The organism is Streptomyces sp. NBC_01224, from assembly GCF_036002945.1.
In the GTDB taxonomy this organism is placed as follows: Bacteria; Actinomycetota; Actinomycetes; order Streptomycetales; family Streptomycetaceae; genus Streptomyces.
Window position 1 is genome coordinate 3654914 of sequence record NZ_CP108529.1, and the last position, 20909, is coordinate 3675822.

The 20909-nt window shown below is 71.2% G+C and carries 16 protein-coding genes and 1 riboswitch; of the genes, 7 read left to right on the plus strand and 9 right to left on the minus strand.

Going from position 1 to position 20909, the window contains the following annotated elements; translation table 11 throughout:
• Nucleotides 1-17: 17 nt before the first annotated feature.
• Nucleotides 18-1610, plus strand: coding sequence for a DUF5691 domain-containing protein (locus OG609_RS15835; RefSeq protein ID WP_327273425.1), 1593 nt, complete (start codon nucleotides 18-20; stop codon nucleotides 1608-1610).
• Nucleotides 1611-2079: 469 nt separating this feature from the next.
• Here the strand turns inward: OG609_RS15835 and OG609_RS15840 are convergent, their stop codons facing one another.
• The gene (locus tag OG609_RS15840; protein WP_327273426.1) at nucleotides 2080-2493 is read right to left on the minus strand and encodes a cobalamin B12-binding domain-containing protein; all 414 of its coding nucleotides are present in this window, start codon (nucleotides 2491-2493) and stop codon (nucleotides 2080-2082) included.
• 409 nt (nucleotides 2494-2902) lie between these two features.
• Between OG609_RS15840 and OG609_RS15845 the strand changes: the two genes are divergently transcribed.
• Entirely contained in the window at nucleotides 2903-3802 is a 900-nt protein-coding gene (locus tag OG609_RS15845) for an esterase/lipase family protein (RefSeq protein ID WP_327273427.1), read from the plus strand.
• Nucleotides 3803-4052: 250 nt separating this feature from the next.
• Entirely contained in the window at nucleotides 4053-5603 is a 1551-nt protein-coding gene (locus OG609_RS15850; RefSeq protein ID WP_327273428.1) for a M23 family metallopeptidase, read from the plus strand.
• Nucleotides 5604-5653: 50 nt separating this feature from the next.
• On the opposite strand, the gene pcrA is transcribed toward OG609_RS15850, so the two are convergent.
• Nucleotides 5654-8131: a DNA helicase PcrA gene (gene pcrA, locus OG609_RS15855; protein ID WP_327273429.1), complete on the minus strand. Its 2478-nt coding sequence runs from the start codon at nucleotides 8129-8131 to the stop codon at nucleotides 5654-5656.
• A 257-nt stretch (nucleotides 8132-8388) separates the two neighbouring features.
• Nucleotides 8389-8554, plus strand: a riboswitch (cyclic di-AMP (ydaO/yuaA leader).
• Between pcrA and OG609_RS15860 the strand changes: the two genes are divergently transcribed.
• Nucleotides 8553-9728: a C40 family peptidase gene (locus OG609_RS15860; RefSeq protein ID WP_327273430.1), complete on the plus strand. Its 1176-nt coding sequence runs from the start codon at nucleotides 8553-8555 to the stop codon at nucleotides 9726-9728. It overlaps the preceding riboswitch by 2 nt.
• An 81-nt stretch (nucleotides 9729-9809) precedes the next feature.
• Here the strand turns inward: OG609_RS15860 and OG609_RS15865 are convergent, their stop codons facing one another.
• Nucleotides 9810-10163, minus strand: a complete 354-nt coding sequence (locus OG609_RS15865) for a hypothetical protein (protein ID WP_327273431.1) — start codon at nucleotides 10161-10163, stop codon at nucleotides 9810-9812.
• A gap of 358 nt (nucleotides 10164-10521) precedes the next feature.
• Here OG609_RS15865 and OG609_RS15870 point away from each other — a divergent pair, with 358 nt between their 5' ends.
• Together OG609_RS15870 and OG609_RS15875 are read left to right on the plus strand one after the other, a co-directional pair.
• Complete coding sequence (locus OG609_RS15870) at nucleotides 10522-11568, plus strand: C40 family peptidase (protein WP_327273432.1); 1047 nt, start codon at nucleotides 10522-10524, stop codon at nucleotides 11566-11568.
• A gap of 40 nt (nucleotides 11569-11608) precedes the next feature.
• Nucleotides 11609-12382, plus strand: coding sequence for a GNAT family N-acetyltransferase (locus OG609_RS15875; RefSeq protein WP_327273433.1), 774 nt, complete (start codon nucleotides 11609-11611; stop codon nucleotides 12380-12382).
• A 1-nt stretch (nucleotide 12383) separates the two neighbouring features.
• On the opposite strand, the gene OG609_RS15880 is transcribed toward OG609_RS15875, so the two are convergent.
• Both OG609_RS15880 and OG609_RS15885 read right to left on the minus strand, forming a co-directional pair.
• Nucleotides 12384-13079, minus strand: a complete 696-nt coding sequence (locus tag OG609_RS15880) for a response regulator transcription factor (RefSeq protein ID WP_327273434.1) — start codon at nucleotides 13077-13079, stop codon at nucleotides 12384-12386.
• Entirely contained in the window at nucleotides 13063-14361 is a 1299-nt protein-coding gene (locus OG609_RS15885) for a PspC domain-containing protein (protein WP_327273435.1), read from the minus strand. The genes OG609_RS15880 and OG609_RS15885 overlap by 17 nt, the downstream gene beginning before the upstream one ends.
• Before the next feature lie 237 nt (nucleotides 14362-14598).
• Here OG609_RS15885 and OG609_RS15890 point away from each other — a divergent pair, with 237 nt between their 5' ends.
• Nucleotides 14599-15936: a PspC domain-containing protein gene (locus OG609_RS15890; RefSeq protein WP_327273436.1), complete on the plus strand. Its 1338-nt coding sequence runs from the start codon at nucleotides 14599-14601 to the stop codon at nucleotides 15934-15936.
• 156 nt (nucleotides 15937-16092) lie between these two features.
• Here OG609_RS15890 and OG609_RS15895 read toward each other — a convergent pair whose 3' ends face one another.
• From OG609_RS15895 to guaA, 4 genes are all read right to left on the minus strand, one after another.
• Nucleotides 16093-16611: a DoxX family protein gene (locus OG609_RS15895; RefSeq protein ID WP_327273437.1), complete on the minus strand. Its 519-nt coding sequence runs from the start codon at nucleotides 16609-16611 to the stop codon at nucleotides 16093-16095.
• Nucleotides 16612-16736: 125 nt separating this feature from the next.
• Nucleotides 16737-18005 carry a hypothetical protein gene (locus OG609_RS15900; protein ID WP_327273438.1) on the minus strand — a complete coding sequence of 423 codons (1269 nt, stop codon included), beginning with the start codon at nucleotides 18003-18005 and terminating at the stop codon, nucleotides 16737-16739.
• Nucleotides 18006-18118: 113 nt separating this feature from the next.
• Nucleotides 18119-18889: a class II aldolase/adducin family protein gene (locus OG609_RS15905; protein ID WP_327273439.1), complete on the minus strand. Its 771-nt coding sequence runs from the start codon at nucleotides 18887-18889 to the stop codon at nucleotides 18119-18121.
• A gap of 187 nt (nucleotides 18890-19076) precedes the next feature.
• Nucleotides 19077-20672 carry a glutamine-hydrolyzing GMP synthase gene (guaA, locus tag OG609_RS15910; RefSeq protein ID WP_327273440.1) on the minus strand — a complete coding sequence of 532 codons (1596 nt, stop codon included), beginning with the start codon at nucleotides 20670-20672 and terminating at the stop codon, nucleotides 19077-19079.
• Nucleotides 20673-20909: the final 237 nt, after the last annotated feature.

Below are 20909 nucleotides of genomic sequence, written 5' to 3' on the forward strand. Positions count from 1 at the left end.
GATTCGAAGGGGGACCGATGTCTCGCACCGTCACACCCGCGCCCTGGGAAGAGCTCGTCACCGCGGCGCTTCTCGGCACCGACCGCCGCCCGGCCGAGGGAGGCGGCGGACCGGGCGGACTTCTGGACGCGGCGGCGCTCCACACCGTGCAGCGCAGAGCGGGGCTGCTGCCCGCCTCCGCGGCCGCCCGGCCCGAGCCGGCGCCCGCAGACCCGCGGCCGCCGCTGCCCCCGGCCGCGCAGCGCAGGCTCGCCCAGCTGCTCGCGGACCGGTCGGCGCCGAGCGGCTCGGGCGGCCGGCGGGGTACGGCTCCTGATCTCACGGAGCTGATCCCCCAGTGGCTGGCCACCGCCAATCAGCACGGCTACCGGGCCCCGGCCGCGTTGCTCCCGTCCCTGCTGGACGCGGCCAGGTCCCGTAGCGACCTGCGGCCGCAGGCCCTGGCCTTCGCCGGGCCGCGCGGGCTGTGGCTGGCCGGGCTGAACCCCGAGTGGAAGTTCGCGCTGCGCGGCTCGTCCGGCGGCTCGTTGCCGCCGGACGCCAGGGAGCCGGAAGCGGCCGCCCGGCTGTGGGAGGAGGGCCTGTTCGCCGAACGGGTCGCCCTGCTCGGGGCCGTACGGGCACACGATCCCGCTGAAGCGCTCGCGCTGCTCGCCACCACATGGACCACCGAGCGCGCCGAGGACCGGCTGATGTTTCTCGACTCGCTGCGCACCGGACTGTCCGGAGTGGATGAGACCTTCCTGGAACAGGCGCTCTCCGACCGCAGTCGCAATGTCCGTTCAACTGCTGCCGAACTGCTGTCGGCGCTGCCGGAGTCGGCGTTCGCCGAGCGGATGGCGGGCCGCGCGATGTCCTGTGTGAGCCCGGACCTCACCGGCGACGAGGCCTCCGTCGCCGTGGAGGCACCGCATGAATGCGATGCGTCGATGGAGCGCGACGGCGTGGTGGCGGTGCCGCCGTCCGGGCGGGGCGAACGGTCCTGGTGGCTCGGCCAGTTGGTGGAGGCGGCCCCCCTGGCCACCTGGCCGGTGCGGTTCGGTGGCCGCGCCGCACAGGCGATCGTCGGCCTGCCGGTGGCCGACGGCTGGACCGAGGAACTGCACGCGGCATGGTGCCGGGCAGCAGTGCGGCAGCGGGATCCGGAGTGGGCCCGCGCGCTGCTCGGCGCCCCGTCCATCCCCCCGTCGAACGGCCCCGGTACGGCGTCGCTCGCCGAGCGGTCGAAACTGCTCGCCATACTTCCCGCAGCCGAACGGGCCGAATGGGTGGCCGGCTTCATCGCGGCGCACGGACTGTCGGAGGCCTTCCAGTTGCTGGGGGTCTGCCCGACACCCTGGGCCGGACCACTCGGCCGCTCGGTCGTCGACGCCCTGGACATCGCCCGGGACGCGGGCAGCTATCCCTGGAGTTTCAGCGGCGTGATGGGCCTCGCCGAGCGCTGCCTGAACCCGGCCGAGGCGGACCGCCTGGAGGTCCTCACCACCACCCCGGACGAACCGGAGGACGCCTCACCGGGCGCGAACGGCTACTGGTCGGAGGCATTCCAACGGCTGGTCTCCACGCTGCGGCTGCGCTCGGCGATGGACCTGGAACTGATACCGGGCTGAGGGGGATCGGCGGACTCCGGCCCGAGGGGAATCGGCAGGAACCGGGCTCCTGGGCGGGGGCCAGGGTCCCGGAGGGACCGGAGCCCGAGTGGCGCCGGATCCCGAGAGCCGAGTGTCCGGCGGGGGCCGGCGGCCGGCCTCGGTCACCCGGTCCCGGGCAAGCGGCACGGGCGCGCCGGGGGCCTGGGAGGGCCGGGAGGGGCCGGAGACTCGAGGACAAGTGTCCGACAGGCGCCGGGGCCCGGGGCGGGGCTGGGCGGAGGCCCGGGCCAGGTGTCCGGCGGGACCAGTGGCCGATCCCAGGCACCCGGCCCCCGGCGCAGCCCGCAGAGTCGGCCGCAGGCAGTGGCTCGGGGCAAGCAACTCCAGGGGCAATCGGCCCCCGCCGGCCACCCCCGCGCAGCCGTCACCCGGTACACCGCCGCGGGCAGACGGGCCTGTCAGCCCGCTGCCTTGCGGTGGGGAGAGGTCAGGCTTCCGCGTGGTGGCGGACGTTCGCGTTGACCCAGTCGACGATCGACGTCGTCGTCGCACCCGGGGTGAAGATCTCCGCGACGCCCTGGTCCTTCAGCGGTGCGATGTCCGCCTCCGGGATGATGCCGCCGCCGAAGACCTTGATGTCCTCCGCCTCACGCTCCTTCAGCAGCTCGATCACCTTGGCGAAGAGCGTGTTGTGCGCACCGGAGAGGATCGAGAGGCCGATCGCGTCGGCGTCCTCCTGGATCGCGGTGTCCACGATCTGCTCGGGCGTCTGGTGGAGCCCGGTGTAGATGACCTCCATACCGGCGTCGCGCAGCGCCCGCGCGATCACCTTGGCCCCGCGATCATGGCCGTCCAGGCCTGGCTTGGCCACCACCACACGGATCGGACCGGTCACACCCATCACTGCCTCCACATGCGTCTCCCGTGCCTGAAGGGCCGGGGATGTGAACGAACGTTATCGACAGCATCCCGCAACCCGCCGTTTCGCGGTGGACGGGGAGGGGGAAATCACACGTGGGACATGTTCACCGGGCGCCGTTCCCGCTTGACGCGGCACACCTGCCGTGCGGGACCGGCCGCCAGGGGAGCCGCCAAGAGGTCGCCGTACCACCGCGCCGCCAGCCGCGCGGCACGGTGGTACGGGCTGCCGATCGTTCGCCGGTCACCACCGGTGAACAGAAGCCTGCGAATCGGAGCCGAACCCCGGCCGGATGGCCGGGGTTCGCCCGCCCGTACCTCCGCAACGGCACCCCATGAGGGCATACGGGGACCGGAGCCGCCTCCCCGCTTGCCGAAGCAGGAGGTCGGCCATGAAGGTCCTGCCTTTCCTTCCCCTATTGCTGCGCCGGCCGTGTCTGTGCTGCGCCCGGCTGTCATCCGCGCTGCTCAAGGCCACCGCACTCGAACTGGTGGTGCTCGCCGGGCATGTGCTCCTCTACCCCACCGGCATCGCCGGGGAGCGACGGCCCCCGCAGCGCGCGGCAGAACCGACCACCACACCCCCCACCGCCCCGGCCAGCACCTCCGCCCTCCCCGCCGAGGGCGGCGAGCGGCCGCCCGTCGTGCTCCTGCACGGCTTCATCGACAACCGCTCGGTCTTCGTCCTGCTCCGCCGCTCCCTCGCCCGGCACGGCTGGCGCCATCTGGAGTCGCTCAACTACTCGCCGCTGACCTGCGACATCCGTACGGCGGCCGAGCTGCTCGGGCGGCACGTCGAGGAGATCTGCGCCCGCACCGGACACCACCGGGTCGACATCGTCGGGCACAGCCTCGGCGGCCTGATCGCCCGCTATTACGTACAGCGGCTGGGCGGTGACCAGCGGGTCCGCACCCTGGTCACCCTCGGCACACCGCACGGGGGCACGTCCGTCGCCCCACTGGCCAGCGCTCACCCCATCGTGCGCCAGATGCGTACGGGCTCCGCGCCGATCGAGGAACTGCGCAGGCCGGCGCCCGGCTGCCGCACCCGGTTCGTGAGCTTCTGGAGCGAGCTGGACCGGGTGATCGTCCCGGCCGAGGCGGCCTGCATCGACCATCCGGATCTCGACGCGTTGAACGTACGCGTCAGCGGCATCGGCCATCTCGCGCTCCCGGTGCACCCCGCTGTCGCCGCCGCGGTCCGGCAGGCGCTGGAATCCCGCGAATCGATGATCGAAGCCACAGGAACCACCGGAACAACAGGGGCAGCAGGGGCCGCTTCGGTGGCTTGACCAGACTGGCCCGGCCTCACCGCACTCCGCCGGAGGCCCAAAAAAATAGAACGCGTTTCGAACATAGAGCCAAGGCTGTGTGGACAGCCCGTCGAAAGACGGCCGATTGCCCGTTTCCTGAGCCACCCGAGCCTGCCGAAGATTGTCGACGTCACGTACCGCCGGGTACAGTCGCGGCCACTGCTCCCCCTGGGATCCCTCCACCGGACCCCAGACCACAGGTCCTGCTGCCGAGGCGAGAGAGAAGTTGGTGAACGACCAGCACCCCCACGCCGGGTACGCCGGATACGACAGCCAAGCCACCGGCGGCTTCGACAGCGACCCGCTCTTCGGTTCCCTTCCCGGCAGCTACGACGGCACGTACGGCAGCGGCTACGACACCGGCCAGGCCGGGTACAGCGGCCAGTACGACTCCACGCAGTGGGACACGGGTGCACACGCCACCACCTCGTACGACGCCTACGCCCCGTACGCAGCGGAGTCCCAGCAGTACGCCGCGGGCCCCACGTACGACACCACAGCCACCTGGACGCCCGGAGCCGACTACGGCACGGCAGCGACCACGGCCGCCACCGCTACCGCTACCGCCACCTTCGCCGAAATTCCGGCCCAGGGCGGCGCCCCGGACGCCACGGGCCAGTGGGACACCAACAGCTGGTACCAGACCGGCCAGTGGGCGACGACCGACACGGCCGCGCACGACACCGGCGCGTACGACGCCACCGCCTGGAACACCGGCGCCACGCCCGAGCAGGAACAGCAAACCGCGCAAACGTTGCACGAGGCTCTAGCGACACACGAGGCATACGAAGCACGAGAGGCGCACCAGGCGCACGAGGCGCACGAGGCGCACCAGTCGTACGAGTCCTATGCCGACCAGGACTCCTTCGACCCGTACGAGCCTCAGCGCACCGCCGAGTTCAGCCTCCCGGAGACGGGGGCGGAGGCTGACTTCGACACCGACGTGCGCGAAGCCGCCGCCGACGACACGGCCGACGCCGCGCCCGACACCCACCGTCCCATCGGACGCCCCGCCACCCGCAGCGGTGGCGGCGGCAGTCGCAGTCGGCGGCGTTCCCCCGCAAAGCGTTCCGCGCTCCTCACCGTCGCCATTCCCTCCGCCTGCGTGATGAGCGTGGCCGGTATCGCCGCGGCTTCCGTCAGTGGAATGGGCGGCGAGGACAAGAAGGACAACAACACCACGATGGCGGCCGCCGACCCCGGCTCCGTCAAGCCGGTCGCCGCCAACAACAAGCTGGACACCCAACTCGCCAACCTCAGCGCCGACGCGGAGAACTTCGCCGACCGCGCCAGCCGTACCCAGGAACGCATCGACCTGAGGGAGCGGCAGGCCGCCGAGAAGAAGAAGCGCGAGGAAGAGGCCGCCCGCAAGGAGGCGCTGCGCCCCAAATTCCTCCTGCCGGTCGCGCAGCACGGCCTCAGCGCGTACTTCGGCCAGGCGGGCGTCAACTGGATGTCCGTGCACACGGGCATCGACTTCCCCGTCTCGTACGGCACGCCCGTGATGGCCGCGACCGACGGCACCGTACGCACCCAGCTGAACAGCGCCTACGGGAACATGGCCATCGTCACCATGGCCGACGGCACCGAGACCTGGTACTGCCACCTCAGCAGCACCAAGATCCGCTCCGGCCCGGTGAAGGCCGGCGATGTGATCGCGTACTCCGGGGATTCAGGGAACTCCACCGGCCCGCACCTGCACTTCGAGGTACGGCCCGGGGGCGGAGCGGCAATAGACCCGCTGCCCTGGCTCCGCAGCCACGGCCTCGACCCGACCTGAGCCACCCGGCGGCCGGTGCAACTGCCCCGGCCGCCCACCCGGCTACCGCACTACAGCTTCTCGACCGGCGCGTACCGCAGCAGCAGCTTCTTCGGCCGCTCGTCCCCGAAGTCGACCGTCGCCTTCGCCTGGTCGCCGACGCCCTCGACCGCCGTGACCGTGCCGAGCCCGAACTGGTCGTGCGTGACCCGGTCCCCGACCACCAGCGTGACCGTCGGCCTGTCCGAGGTGCGCCGGGTCGCGAAGCCCGAGGGGCCCGACCGGGCGCGCGACGAGGACAGCGACGACGTGATCCCCGACGTCGGTCCGGCCGGGGCCGCCATCGGACCGGTCCGCTTCCACTCCAGGTGCTGGTCCGGGATCTCCTCCAGGAACCGCGACGGCGGGTTGTACGAGGGCTGCCCCCACGCGCTGCGCATCGCCGCCCGGGTCAGATAGAGCCGCTCGCGGGCCCGGGTGATCCCGACGTACGCGAGCCGCCGCTCCTCCTCCAGCTCCTTCACCTGTCCCAGCGCGCGCATGTGCGGGAAGACGCCGTCCTCCATGCCGGTCAGGAAGACCACCGGGAATTCGAGGCCCTTCGCGGTGTGCAGCGTCATCAGCGTGATGACACCTGAGCCGTCCTCGTCCTCGTCGGGGATCTGGTCGGAGTCGGCAACGAGCGCGACCTTCTCCAGGAATTCGGCGAGCGTGCCCGCGCCTTCCTCTTCCCCCCGCTCCTGCTCGAATTCGAGGGCGACGGCGGCGAGTTCCTGAAGGTTCTCGATGCGGGTCTCGTCCTGCGGGTCGGTGGATGCCTGGAGCTCGGCGAGGTAGCCGGTGCGCTCCAGCACCGCCTCCAGAACCACCGCCGGGCCCGCGCCGGACTCGACGATCGTGCGCAGCTCCTCCATCAGCGTGTTGAACCGCTTGACGGCGTTGGCCGACCGGGCCGCCATGCCGTACGCCTCGTCGACCCGGCGCAGCGCCTGCGGGAAGGTGATCTTCTCGCGCATGGAGAGCGCGTCGATCATCGCCTCGGCACGGTCGCCGATGCCGCGCTTGGGCACATTGAGGATGCGGCGCAGCGGAACGGTGTCCTCGGGGTTGGCGAGAACCCGGAGGTAGGCCAGGACGTCCCGGACCTCCTTGCGCTCGTAGAAGCGCACGCCGCCGACGACCTTGTAGGGCAGTCCGACGCGGATGAAGATCTCTTCGAAGACACGGGACTGCGCGTTCGTACGGTAGAAGATCGCGACGTCGCCCGCCTTGGCGTCGCCCGCGTCGGTCAGCCGGTCGATCTCGTCGGCGACGAACTGCGCCTCGTCGTGCTCGGTGTCGGCGACATAGCCGGTGATCCGGGCGCCCGTACCGGCGTTCGTCCAGAGGTTCTTGGGGCGGCGGCTCTCGTTGCGCTCGATGACCGCGTTGGCAGCGGACAGGATCGTCTGCGTGGAGCGGTAGTTCTGCTCCAGGAGGATCGTGGTCGCGTTCGGGTAGTCCTCCTCGAATTGGAGGATGTTACGGATGGTCGCGCCGCGGAAGGCGTAGATCGACTGGTCCGCGTCACCGACGACGCACAGCTCGGCGGGGGCGTCGCTCTCGCCGGCCGGGCCGACCAGTTCGCGCACGAGGGTGTACTGGGCGTGGTTGGTGTCCTGGTACTCGTCGACCAGGACGTGCCGGAAGCGGCGGCGGTAGTGCTCGGCGACGTCGGGGAAGGCCTGGAGCAGATGGACCGTCGTCATGATGATGTCGTCGAAGTCCAGCGCGTTCGCCTCGCGCAGCCGGGACTGGTACATCGCGTAGGCCTGGGCGAGGGTCTTCTCGAAGCCTCCCCCATTCTCGGCTCCGCTCGAATGGGAGGTGCCCCCTCCGGCCTGGCCGGCGAAGGTCTCCTCGTCGATCAGCTCGTTCTTCAGGTTGGAGACCTTGGCCGTGAACGCCTTCGGCGGGAAGCGCTTCGGGTCGAGGTCGAGATCGCGGCAGACCAGGGCCATCAGGCGCTTGGAGTCGGCGGCGTCGTAGATCGAGAACGACGAGGTGAAGCCGAGCTTCTTCGACTCGCGGCGCAGGATGCGTACGCACGCGCTGTGGAAGGTCATGACCCACATGGCGTTGGCGCGCGGTCCGACGAGTTGCTCGACGCGCTCCTTCATCTCGCCCGCGGCCTTGTTGGTGAAGGTGATCGCCAGGATCTGGCCGGGGTGCACCCCGCGCTCGGCGAGGAGGTGGGCGATCCGGTGGGTCAGCACCCGGGTCTTTCCGGAGCCCGCCCCGGCGACGATGAGCAGCGGGGAGCCCGCGTGGACCACGGCGGCGCGTTGCTCGGTGTTCAGCCCGTCGAGGAGCGCCGCGGAGTCGATGACGGGGCGGTGCGCGCCGTCGCGGTAGTACGCGTCCCTGGGCGGCGGCGGGGGCCCGTCGAATACGCCCGCGAAGAGGTCCTCCGGCACCGCTTCGGGTGCGGAGTCCTCGGGGGGCGGCGGGGGCTCTTCCTCCGAGTGCTGGAGGCCGGCCAGGAAGCTGTCGTCAAAGAGGCTGCTCATCGCTTGTCGAGTCTAGGCCGCCGCAACGACACACGACGGCCGCATGGCGAACCGCACCCGACGACCGGGCACACAAAGGCAGCGGTCACCCACTCCGTGTAAGGGAATTCGGGCCCTCGTCGGCCCTTGCCGCCCCACTTCACCAAGGTCACGAAAATGTATCGGGCATATCGAACATCGACCTTCACAGCAGCACCACGGGTTGGCTAGCGTGCTCGACCGGGCGGCCCGTACCCCCTGAGGCGAACCACGCCGAGCGGGCGCCCACGCCGAATCCGGCCTGCCCTCGCGGGAGTTCGGAGCCGGGGACCCACACGCAGCACCGGGGTGAATCGGTCCTTATCCCCCACTCGGACCGTAGGGCAGCCTTCCGTTCCGCCCGAACCCGACAGCTAACCCGGTAGGCGGTCCACGGAAGGAGATGCCGGCCTTGGCGTCGCATCGCAAACCGCGCACCCGGGTGCGCACCACCACACCGGCCGTAGGACTCACCACGGCGGCACTGGCGTCCGTGACCCTTCTCTCCGCACAGAGCGCCACGGCCGCCCCCGCCCCGAAGCCCGGCATCGAGGACGTCCAGAAGAAGGTCGACGACCTCTACCGGCAGGCGGGCACCGCGACCCAGCAGTACAACCAGGCAAAGGAAGCCTCCGCCACCCAGCGCGCCAAGGTCGACGCCCTGCTGGAGGACGTGGCCAAGCGCGCCGACAAGCTCAACGACGCCCGCAGGACGCTCGGCGCCTACGCGGCCGCGCAGTACCGCACCGGCTCCATCACGCCGAGCGCCACCTTCTTCCTGGCCGACGACCCGCAGTCGTACTTCGACCAGAGCCAGCTGATGAGCCGGATGACCGGTCAGCAGCAGAAGGCAGTCACGGACTTCCGTACGCAGCAGGCCAAGGCGTCGAAGAAGCGTGCCGAAGCGGTGCGGAGCCTGGAGACGCTGACCTCGACACAGACCACGCTGCGCACCAGCAAGCAGAACGTCCAGAAGAAACTGGGCGAGGCGCGCGCGACGCTGTCCAAGCTGACCGCCGAGGAGAAGGCGCGGCTCGCGGCGCTGGAGCGCAAGAAGGAGGCGGAGGCCAAGCGCAAGGCGGAGGAGCTCGCGAAGCAGCAGGCCGCCACCAAGGCGGAGGCGGACCGCAAGGCCGCAGAGGCCGCGAAGGAGGCAGGATCCGGCAGCGGTACGGGTACGGGTACGGGTACGGGTACGGGCACCGGAACCGGCTCGGACAGCAGCGCCACCGCCAAGGCCCAGAAGGCCCTCGCCTTCGCCACGGCCCAGATCGGGAAGCCGTACGTGTGGGGCGCGACGGGCCCGTCCTCGTACGACTGCTCCGGCCTCACCCAGGCCGCTTGGAAGGCCGCGGGCGTCGACCTCCCGCGCACCACCTGGGACCAGGTGGAGACAGGCACCCGGATCGCGACGGCCGATCTGCAGCCGGGCGACCTCGTCTTCTTCTACGACGACATCAGCCACGTCGGCATCTACAAGGGCGACGGAATGATGATCCACGCGCCGAAGCCGGGGGCGAATGTGCGCGAGGAGTCGATCTACTACATGCCGATCTACGGCAGCGTGCGGCCGTCGTAGCGGCTCACCTCCCTGCGTCCTCAGCTGCCGGACGGGCTTGATGTCCCCGCCCGTCCGGCAGCATGGGCGGCACGGGCCGGCTCAGGTCCAGAGCGTGGCGATGAAGATGTTGGCGAGCGTCAGCCCGCCCACCGCCGCGAAGGCACCCTTGTCGGCCTTCTCCTCGTCCCGCTTGACGTAGACGAGCGCGAGGATCACGACCAGGAGCAGCAGCTTGATCCCGATCTTGATGTTGTTCACGTGGTGACCGTCGGCCTCGTTGAGCCCGACCAGCGCGACACCGGTGACCAGCATCGTCAGTGCGCCGTGCAGCATCGCCGGGACGAACCGGGCCGTGCCCGCGCCCATCGCCTTCATCTGGGTCAGGAAACCGCCCAGCAGAGAGCCGATACCGATGATGTGCAGGGCGACGAAGACATTGATGAGTACGTCCATGGGTCCGCAGCCTAGCCCCGGCCATATCACCACTCCGCAGGCAGGTACGACTTCCTGCCGCTTCACTCGCGCCTGCACCAATTGCCTGACTCTGGTGCAATTTTTCCGATCAATCGGCGACAGCGCCGCGCCAAATTCGGGCAATAGGCTTCATTACAACTCTTCCCCGTGCCCCGGGTTTAGCGTCCCTACCCAGGTGACCGGCTTCACCGCCGCTCCGCACCCGGACGGCGAACCGGTCACCCCGCCGAGAAATCCGGCGGCGGGCCACTCCCCCTGTTGGTGACCCGCCGCCGGACCTCGGGCAGGCCCGCCGGTAGTCCCCGACGGGCAGTCGCCAGGAAGGACGCACGCCCCCGTGGCAGCGCACCGGAAACCCAAGCAGCGCCCGTACACCGGCCCTGCTGCCCGCACCGCAGCCACCCTCGCCATCGCCGGGGCCGCCACCGCTGCCGCTCTGCCGGGTTCCGCACACGCCGATCCCCAGCTCACCCCCGCCCAGGTCAGGGCGGAGGTGGACCGGCTGTACCACGACGCGGAAGTCGCCACCGAGCAGTACAACGGCGCGAAGGAGAAGGCGTCCGCCGCCGCCGATGCCGTCGACACCCTGCGCAACGAGGCGGCCCGCGGGACCGAGCGTCTCAACGCCTCGCGCAACGCACTGGGTTCACTCGCCGCCGCGCAGTACCGCACCGGCGGCCTGGACCCGGCCGTACAGCTGGCGCTCTCCTCCGACCCCGACCAGTATCTGGAGCGCGCGTCGTACGTGGACCGGATCGGCGACCGCCAGGCCGCCGAGGTCGACGGGGTGGAGCGGCAGGTCGCCCGGATCGCCCAGCTGCGCTCGCAGGCCAAGGGAAAGCTGGCTGCGCTGGCATCCCGCCAGGCCGAGCTGAAGAAGCACAAGGCGACGATCAAGACCAAACTGGCCGACGCGCAGCGGCTCCTCGCCACCCTGTCCCCGGCCGAGCGTGCCGCCTACGAGAGCTCGGACAGCGCGCGCTCCGCCGACCGTGCCGACCGCAGCACCGCACGCGGTCCCGTCCAGGCTCCCAACGCCCGTGCCGCCGAGGCCGTCGCGTTCGCGTACGGGGCGCTCGGAAAGCCGTACGTCTGGGGCGCGACCGGCCCGTCCTCGTTCGACTGCTCCGGGCTCATCCAGGCCGCCTGGCGCTCCGCCGGTGTCTCGTTACCCCGGACCACCTACACCCAGATCAACGCCGGACAGCACATCTCACGCTCCGATCTCGCCCCGGGCGACCTGGTGTTCTTCTACTCCGGCGTCAGCCACGTCGGGCTCTACATCGGCAACGGCCAGATGATCCACGCCCCGCGCCCGGGAGCACCGGTCCGGATCGCGCCGATCGACCAGATGCCCTTCGCCGGAGCGACCCGGGTGGCATAGGCTCCCGACTTCTGATCAACCGGCCGGAGGACACCCGCACATGCCCATGGATCTCGATGTCCAGACCCATGCCCGAACGCTCGCCCTGCGCTCCCCCGATCATCTCCGGATCGGCCCCTTCACCGTGCTGTACAACCCGAACTGGTCGAACAAGTACGCCAATTACGCGATACCCGACCGGAACGCCGAGCCGACGGCGGAGGACCTCGACGCCCTGATCGCGGCGTTCCGCGAGTACGACCGGATGCCGCGGCTGGAGTTTCTGCCCGGCTGGGCCCCCGCGGTCGAACCCGCGCTGCTCGCCGCCGGGTTCACCGTCGAGAACCGGGCCCCGGTCATGGCCTGTGCCCCGGACGGCCTGCTGCCGCCGAAGCCGGTGGGCTCCCTCACGATCGCCGAACCGGTCACCGCCGCCGAGTTCGAGGCCGCCGCGCTCGTCCAGCACCACGGATACGGCGGGACCGGCGAGCCCGAGGGCGGCGAGGCCGCCTGGCTGCGCGCGGCGGCCGGGGGCGGCGGGGTCGCGGCCCTCGCCACGGTCGACGGCGTCCCGGCGGGCGCGGGCGGCTGCTCGGTCCCGGTCGACGGCCTCACCGAACTGGCCGGCCTCGCCGTCGCCGGCACCTTCCGCCGCCGCGGCATCGGCGCCGCGCTCTGTGCCCACCTGACCTCGACCGCCTTCGAGCGGGGCTGCCGGGTGGTGTGGCTGGAGCCGGGCGACGCGGATGTGGAGCGGATCTACGCGGGGATCGGCTACCGCCGGGTCGGCGAGAAGCTGAACATCTCGCTCGGCCCCGACCCTGCGGCCGGCTGACTCAGACCAGCCGCCGCGCCGTCGCCCACCGGGTCAGCTCATGCCGGTTCGACAGCTGGAGCTTCCGCAGCACCGCCGAGACATGCGACTCGACCGTCTTCACCGAGATGAACAGCTGCTTGGCGATCTCCTTGTACGCATAACCGCGGGCGATCAGCCGCAGCACCTCGCGCTCGCGCTGCGTGAGCCGGTCCAGGTCCTCGTCGACCGGCGGCGCGTCCGTGGAGGCGAAGGCGTCGAGGACGAAGCCGGCCAGCCGGGGCGAGAACACCGCGTCGCCGTCCTGGACCCGGAAGACCGAGTCGACCAGGTCGGTGCCGGTGATGGTCTTCGTGACATAGCCGCGGGCGCCGCCGCGGATGACGCCGATGACGTCCTCGGCGGCGTCCGAGACGGACAGCGCCAGGAACCGCACCGGGTTCTCGGCGGCGCCCATCAGCGGGGCGCAGCGGCGCAGCACCTCGACGCCGCCGCCGCCGGGCAGATGGACGTCGAGGAGGACGACCTCGGGGCGGGTCGCCGTGATGACAGTGACCGCCTGGTCGACATCGGCGGCCTCGCCGATCACCTCGACGCCCGTCTCCTCGGTGCGGCCGATCTCGGCCTGGACGCCGGTGCGGAACATCCGGTGGTCGTCGACGAGCACGACCCGTACCCGGCGCTCCGGGCCCCCTGTCGCCTCAGTGGTCTTGGTCATCGCTCGCCCTCTCCATCTCCAGCTCGACTTCCGTGCCCCCGCCGGGCACCGAACGCAGCCGCGCCGTACCGCCGTTGCGCTGCATCCGGCCGATGATTGATTCTCGTACGCCCATTCTGTCCCCCGGTACGGAATCCAGATCGAATCCCGGGCCCCGGTCGCGCACCGAGACGAAGACCGTGCGGCCCTCGACCTCGGCGTAGACCTGCACGGCGCCGCCCTCGCCACCGTACTTGGCGGCGTTGACCATCGCCTCGCGTGCGGCCTGCATCTGCGCGACCAGTTTCTCGTCCAGCGGGCAGTCGCCGACCACGACGACCTCCAGCGGAACGCCGTGCTTGTCCTCGACCTCGGCGGCGGCGCGCTTGACCGCCTCGGCGAGGGTCTCGGGTTCGTCGTCCTCGTCCTTGCCGGTGCCCTCGGGGTTGTACAGCCAGTTGCGCAGTTCGCGCTCCTGGGCGCGGGCCAGTCTGCGGACCTCGCCCGCGTCCTCCGCGTTGCGCTGGATCAGGGTGAGGGTGTGCAGCACCGAGTCATGGACATGGGCGGCGACCTCGGCGCGCTCCTGGGCCCTGATGCGCATCGTGCGTTCCTCGGAGAGGTCCTGGGTCATGCGTACGAGGTAGGGACCGGCCAGCAGCGCGATGCCGGTGAGGACGGCGATCGCGGCGGTCAGGACGTTGCCGAGCTGGGCCGCGGACCCGCGTACCACCATGAAGACGGCCAGGCCCAGGCCGACCAGGGCCACCCCGGCAAGACCCCGGGCCAGATGCAGCACCCGGCGGCGGCTGCCGACCTCCATCCAGCGGGCGCGCCGGGCGTTGTCGGCCTGCCGCCACACCAGTACGGAACCCGCGCCGATCAGCAGCGTGGGCCAGATGTAGCGGTCGGCCTTGCTGCCCATGTCGACGTTGCCGACGAAGATGATGGCGCCGATGAACAGCGCGATGAGGGCGAAGACCTGGCCCTTGTCGGGTTTGCGGAGCCGGCGTCTGCCGTCCGGGGCGGTCTCGAAGACGGAGCGCGGCGCCTCCACACCACCGACACCGAGCGGGACGACGATCCAGAACACGGCGTAGAGCAGGGCGCCGAGACCGTCCGCGAAGAACAGACCGAGGAAGACGAACCGCACCCAGGCGACGGGCAGCCCGAGATGCCCGGCGAGACCGCGCGCGACGCCGCCGAGCAGCCGTCCGTCGGCGCTGCGGTACAGCTTGCGCAGCGACGGCTCCTCCGGGTCGGCGTTGAGAGAGCTCGTTGCTCGGGGCGTGGCGGCAGGCATGACCCGATCGTCACATGTCCGTACGGGCGACGGCATCAGGGTCCGCCCCCGACTCGACCCTGAGAGTGTGCGGGGCGCCTCCAGCGGGAGCCGCCGGGCCGGTACCGGAGCGTCTCCCTCAGGGGCCACCGGACCGGTACCGGATTGCCTCCCCCAGGGGACCGCCGGGCCAATATCAGGGATCGGCCAGGGTCGGTGCGGGTCCCGGACGGGCGCCCGGCCCGTCACCATGGAGCCATGACCGTTCCCCAGGACGCCTCCCCCGGCGCCGCACCGCCCCCCGGACCGGGACCACGACTGCGGCGCAGCCCGCGGCACAAAGTCGTGGCCGGGGTGTGCGGCGGTCTCGGCCGGTACTGCGACGTCGATCCGGTGATCTTCCGGATCGTGCTCGGTGTGCTGTCCGTCACCGGCGGCATCGGACTGATCTTCTACGGCTTCGCCTGGCTGCTGATCCCCCTGGAGGGCGAGGACGAGAACGAGGCGCGCCGGCTGCTGTCCGGCCGCGTCGAGGGTGCGTCGCTGATCGCGGTGCTGCTCGCGCTGATCGGCTGCGGGCTGTTTCTCTCCATGCTGGGCAACGGCGGCACGCTGGCGTTCTCCGCGATGCTGTCGCTCGCGGTGGTCGGCTTCGCCGTCTGGACGCAGAACCGCAGGACGGCGGCGCCCGAGGACCCGCTGCATCCGGCGACCGCGCAGGCGGTGGCGGACGCGCCGCCCGAGGTGAAGGCTCCGCCGTCGCCGGGCAGCCCGTCGTGGTGGCGGGATCCGATCATCAAGGACGGCACCTCGGGTCCGGTGGGCCCGGGCTATCTGTGGGGTCCGGCCGATGCGGCGATCGACGGCCGGGCGGTACGCCCCCGGGGGGCCACGCCTCAGGACCCGTTCCGCGCGCCCCCGCAGGAGGCCGGCACCCGGGGTCCGGCCTCGATCGGTGGTCTCGTGTTCCTGTTCGCACTGATCGTGGGCGGTCTGGGCACGGGGCTGAGCTGGGACTCCCAGCCGTTCGGTACGAGTCTGCAGATCGGTCTGGCCGGTGCGCTCGCGGTGTTCGGGCTCGGAATGCTGGTCAGTGCGTTCCTCGGGCGGACCGGGTTCGGCACGGTCATGCTGTCGATGACCACGGCTGCCCTGCTGGCCGGTGCGTCCGCGCTGCCGAAGGACATCAGCACCCAGTGGGTGCGCGAGGGCTGGCGGCCGGCCTCGGTGGCGGCGGTGCGGCCGCACTACGAACTGGGCTCCGGGGTGGCACGGCTGGACCTCACCGAGATCACGGTCCCCCGGGGCGACACCGTCCGTACGGGGGTGAACGTCGGGGCGGGCCGCGCCGTCGTCGTCGTGCCGAAGGCGGTGACGGTGAAGGTGGACGCGCGGGCGGGCTTCGGCAACATCACACTGCCGGTCAGCCGGACGGGCGATGCGCCGGACGGCCGGCAGGGCAATGTGGACATGGATCCGTCGCAGCAGGAGCGCAGGACGCTTCCGCCGCCCCCGGGCAGCAAACCGGCCGGCACGGTCGAGCTCACTCTCGAAGTCGGCATCGGACAGGTGGAGGTCACCCGTGCTACGTCATGAGATCCGTCCGGGACGGGCGGTGGCGGGCCTGGTCATGCTCGCTCTGGCAGCGGGATACGCGGCGGACGCCACGGGGGTCTGGGACGCCCCATGGGTCTTCTTCTTCCCGCTGTTCTTCGGCGGCCTCTGGCTGGCCGCCACCGCGACCTGGGTGAACTACATGATCCGTCGCCGTCGTGACGCGCGAAGGGCGTCCACGGAGAACGCCGCGGCCCCGCCGAGCAGCAGCGGCAGCCAGGCCATGAGGTAGGCCAGGTCGTTGCCGAAGTAGTACGGCTTGACCTGCCAGCTCACGGTCAGCCACAGGCTCAGCGAGATCAGCGCCCCGCCGAACGCGGCGAGCCGTGCCCACAGCCCGATGAGGGTGCCGATGCCGACGGCGAGTTCACCGATGGCGATGGCGTACCCGAAGGCGCCGGGGCTCTTCAGCGCGAGGTCGACGAGGGCCGGGATCGCGGACGAGTCGCGTACCGCGTGCATCATCTCGCCGATGGAGCCGGCGCCGCTCGCGCGGAAGAAGGAACTGTCCGTGAGTTTGTCGAGCCCGGCGTAGATGAAGGTGACGCCGAGAAAGATCCGCAGCGGCAGCAGGGCGTGCTCCCGCGCCAGCTCCTTGAGCCCTCTCGGCTCGCCCAGACCGCGTACGTTCGTGCCGTAACTCTGAATGTCCTGCATGTGGCTGCCCCACCTTCCGTAGACCCGTCAACAGACCATACGTACGCGGTGGACGCCCGGCTCACCCGGTGGGGCGTCCGGTCGGCGGTATCCGTCACCCCCCGGCCGGGCACGGGCTGCGGCAGTCAGTCCGTCACATCGATCTCGACCCGGTTCGTCTCCACCCCGGCAGCGGTCACGACCTGTACCTCCACCAGCCCCGGTTCCACCTCCACCGGTACCGGCACGGTGAGGACGTTGTCGGTCGGGTTGGCGAAGCCGCCGGTCACCGGGATCAGCGGCACATGCACATGGACCCGGCCGATCCGGACGACCATGCGGGCCAGCCGGTCCGGCGTCCCGGCACCGGGCGGCACGAAGCCCGCACCGCGGATCTCGATGTCGTCGCCGGTACGGATCGGTGCGTCCAGATCCCCGGCCTCCCTGGCCCGGACCACCGAGAGCACCACAGGGCGCCCGCCCTCCGCGTACTTCCCGGCGAAGTACGCGAGCGCCGAGACGGTGACCAGCAGCGCCAGCCCCCAGGGCAGGTCGGGCAGCTGCTCGGGCCGGCGGGCGAGGCGGACCGCGGCGAACAGTACCGCGACGGTGCTCACCAGCACGTACTGCACGTCCGTGAAGCTGCCCCGCCCGGAGTCGTCGGTGAGCAGGTCGGCGGCGCGCGGCCGGTCGGCCCGCAGCTTCTGCAGCCGCCCGGACAGCGCCCGTACGGTCACCACCCGGCGCACGACCACGGCGACGGCGCACACCAGCGCAAGCACAGTCACCACCCCGGCGCCCCTGGCCAGATCCAGCCCCTCGATCAGTTCGTCACGCTCTGCGTGGCCTGAGGCGCCCGCCAGCTGGAGGGCCAGCACGAGTACGGAGAAGACAGCGAGCAGCACCCAGGACGCGGCGACCGCCCGGGAGGTGGAGAGCCGGCTGTCCTCGCCGATCACCGGGGCGAGGAGGCCGCCGCGGGCCCGGTGGACATGGGCGGCGCCGGTGAGCAGGACCGCGGTGACGAGTCCGGCGACCAGTCCGGCCGTACGAGCGTTGGTCCAGCCCGCACCGACGGCGGTGGCGGCCTCGGCGACGACCAGCACGGCGACGCTCCCCCACACCGCGATCAGGGTGCGCCGCCACACCCGGTACAGCCAGGCGTCGCCCGCCTCCCGGCCCCGTTCGGCGACGGTCCTGGCGGACTGGGTCAGCTCGTCCGAGACCCACTGGCGGGTCGCGGAGGCGGACTGGGCGACCCCCGGCGGCAACCCCTGACCTGCGGCGAGTTCGTCCCGCTTGGCCAGGAAGGCGGCCACCGCACGCCGGTGGCCCTCGCGCGCCCCGTGCGGGCAGTCGCCGCACGTGCAGCCGCCGCCATGCGTGCTGCCCGCCCTCGCCTCGTCCAACGCCACGGAGAACGCCGCCCTTTCAAACCCCGGTCCAGCCAACTCGGCTGCGATTGCTGCGAATTGTGCCGTACGGAAGGGCTCGGCCCGGCATCGGGGCGGCCCGTCGGCGCGTATCGTCAGAATGTGCGACTGACCCGGCGCCACAGTGGCTGGTAGTTGATCCAGGCCACCAGGTCGCTGCCCAGCTGCTCACGGGTGGTGACCGCGTCCCGGTGCTCGATCAGCACCGGCTTTCCGGCCGCCCGTGCGGCCAGCTGTACCTGACAGGAGCGCTCGAGCGCGATGAACCACCACGCGGCCGCGTCCACCGAGTCGCCGACGGTCAGCAGCCCGTGGTTGCGCAGCACGATCGCCTTGTGGCCGCCGAGCGCGGCGGCGATCCGGCGCCCTTCCTCCTCGTCCACGACGACCCCGGTGTAGGCCTGGTAGACCGCGTGGTCCTCGTAGAAGGCGCAGGACTCCTGGGTGATCGGCTCGATGAACTCACCGAGCGCCGACAGCGCCCGCCCGTGCAGGGAGTGCGTGTGCGCGACGGCGACGACGTCCGGGCGGGCCCGGTGCACCTGCGCATGGACGGCGAACGCCGCCTGATTGACGTGGTGCCGCCCCTCGACGACCTGCCCTTCCCCGTTGACCAGGATCAGCTCGTCCGGCGCGAGCCCGTCGAAGGGGGCCCCGAAGGGGTTGACCCAGAAGCAGTTGGTGAACTCCGGGTCCCGCGCGGTGATGTGACCGGAGACGCCGTCCTCGTACCCGTACTCCCCGAACAGCCTGAGCGCCCCGGCCAGCCGTTCCTTGCGGTACGCACGCTCGTCCGCCACCGACTCATGGACGGGCGGCATCGCGAAGTGGAGCTGGTCCACAGGTATGGGTGTGGGCTCGGGCATGGCGACTCCTCGGGGCTCCCAGGGCGTACGGGATCGGAAGTTACCGCCGGTTGCCGCAGGTGGCCAGAGGCATCGGGACTCGATTCGGGCACGGGCACGGGTCCGGGTACGCGACGATGCCGCCGCCCAGGTGAATGAGCGACGGCATCGGCGTCGACCGGGTGTCAGGCAGGGACCGTCGGGAAGGTCACTCCCACTCGATGGTGCCCGGCGGCTTGCTCGTCACGTCGAGCACGACGCGGTTGACGTCGGCGACCTCGTTGGTGATGCGGGTCGAGATCTTGGCGAGCGTCTCGTACGGCAGACGCGACCAGTCGGCCGTCATGGCGTCCTCGGAGGAGACCGGGCGCAGGACGATCGGGTGACCGTAGGTGCGTCCGTCGCCCTGGACGCCGACCGAGCGGACATCGGCGAGCAGGACCACCGGGCACTGCCAGATGTCGCGGTCCAGGCCGGCCGCCGTCAGCTCCTCGCGGGCGATGGCATCGGCCTCGCGGAGCAGGTCGAGCCGCTCCTTCGTGACCTCGCCGACGATACGGATACCGAGACCCGGGCCGGGGAACGGCTGGCGCTGGACGATCTCCTCCGGCAGGCCGAGCTCCTGGCCGACCATCCGGACCTCGTCCTTGAACAGCTGGCGCAGCGGCTCGACGAGCTGGAACTCGATGTCGTCGGGGAGGCCGCCGACATTGTGGTGGGACTTGATGTTGGCGGTGCCGGTGCCGCCACCGGACTCGACGACGTCCGGGTAGAGCGTGCCCTGGACGAGGAACGCGACGTCCTCGCCGGCCGCGCCCGCCTCGGCGACGAGCTCGGCCTGGGCCTGCTCGAAGACGCGGATGAACTCGCGGCCGATGATCTTCCGCTTCTGCTCGGGGTCGGAGACCCCGGCCAGCGCGTTCAGGAAGCGCTCCTCGGCGTCGACGACCTTCAGCTGGACGCCGGTGGCGGCCACGAAGTCCTTCTCGACCTGCTCGGTCTCGTCCTTGCGCATCAGGCCGTGGTCGACGTACACGCAGGTCAGCTGCGAGCCGATGGCCTTCTGCACGAGGGCTGCGGCGACCGCGGAGTCCACGCCGCCGGACAGGCCGCAGATGGCGCGCTTGGTGCCGACCTGCTCGCGGATCAGCGCGATCTGCTCCTCGACCACATTGGTCGTGGTCCAGGTCGGCTCGATGCCGGCGCCTCGGTAGAGGAAGTGCTCCAGGACCTGCTGGCCGTGCGTGGAGTGCAGGACCTCGGGGTGGTACTGGACGCCGTAGAGCTTCTTCTCGTCGTTCTCGAAGGCAGCGACCGGTACGACGTCCGTGGACGCGGTGACGGTGAAGCCCTCGGGGGCGGCGGAGCAGGCGTCGCCGTGCGACATCCAGACCGACTGCTCGGCGGGGGTGCCTTCGAAGAGCGTGGAGCCGGCCTTGGAGACGGTGAGCGGGGTGCGGCCGTACTCACGGGCACCGTTGTCGTCGACGGTGCCGCCGAGCGTGGTGGCCATCAGCTGGAAGCCGTAGCACATGCCGAAGACCGGAACCCCGGCCTCGAAGATTGCACGGTCGAGGGAGGGCGCACCCTCCGCGTACACGGAGGAGGGGCCGCCGGACAGGATGATCGCCCGGGGGTTCTTGGCCAGCATCTCGGCCACCGGCATCGTGGACGGGACGATCTCGCTGTAGACCCGGGCCTCACGGACGCGTCGGGCGATGAGCTGGGCGTACTGCGCCCCGAAGTCGACAACGAGGACCACGTCGGTGGCGATGTCGGGGGCGGCGGGGGGTGCTGCTGGCACGGGGCGGCCTTCCGGCGGTGAAAGGGGGTCGGTTTTGTCGATTCTACCGGGGTTGCGGAGGCGGCCGTCGTCACGCCCGGACCGGGCTGCGGGAAGCGCAGGCCTCGGGCCGGGGCCGGGGCGGCGTCTCAGCATCCGGGCTCCGTGTTGGCCCGCCCGCACAGGCAGGGCCATACTGACTCCTATGCGACAGCACACGACCTTCGTCTTTACCTATGGCATCCGGCCCGCCGGCTG

Excerpts from the sequence above, each read along its gene's own strand:
- OG609_RS15835 (WP_327273425.1), top strand. The coding sequence starts at position 18 with ATGTCTCGCACCGTCACACCCGCGCCCTGGGAAGAGCTCGTCACCGCG.
- OG609_RS15840 (WP_327273426.1), bottom strand. The coding sequence starts at position 2,493 with ATGGGTGTGACCGGTCCGATCCGTGTGGTGGTGGCCAAGCCAGGCCTG.
- OG609_RS15845 (WP_327273427.1), top strand. The coding sequence starts at position 2,903 with ATGAAGGTCCTGCCTTTCCTTCCCCTATTGCTGCGCCGGCCGTGTCTG.
- pcrA (WP_327273429.1), bottom strand. The coding sequence starts at position 8,131 with ATGAGCAGCCTCTTTGACGACAGCTTCCTGGCCGGCCTCCAGCACTCG.
- OG609_RS15860 (WP_327273430.1), top strand. The coding sequence starts at position 8,553 with ATGCCGGCCTTGGCGTCGCATCGCAAACCGCGCACCCGGGTGCGCACC.
- OG609_RS15865 (WP_327273431.1), bottom strand. The coding sequence starts at position 10,163 with ATGGACGTACTCATCAATGTCTTCGTCGCCCTGCACATCATCGGTATC.
- OG609_RS15875 (WP_327273433.1), top strand. The coding sequence starts at position 11,609 with ATGCCCATGGATCTCGATGTCCAGACCCATGCCCGAACGCTCGCCCTG.
- OG609_RS15880 (WP_327273434.1), bottom strand. The coding sequence starts at position 13,079 with ATGACCAAGACCACTGAGGCGACAGGGGGCCCGGAGCGCCGGGTACGG.
- OG609_RS15885 (WP_327273435.1), bottom strand. The coding sequence starts at position 14,361 with ATGCCTGCCGCCACGCCCCGAGCAACGAGCTCTCTCAACGCCGACCCG.
- OG609_RS15890 (WP_327273436.1), top strand. The coding sequence starts at position 14,599 with ATGACCGTTCCCCAGGACGCCTCCCCCGGCGCCGCACCGCCCCCCGGA.
- OG609_RS15895 (WP_327273437.1), bottom strand. The coding sequence starts at position 16,611 with ATGCAGGACATTCAGAGTTACGGCACGAACGTACGCGGTCTGGGCGAG.
- OG609_RS15905 (WP_327273439.1), bottom strand. The coding sequence starts at position 18,889 with ATGCCCGAGCCCACACCCATACCTGTGGACCAGCTCCACTTCGCGATG.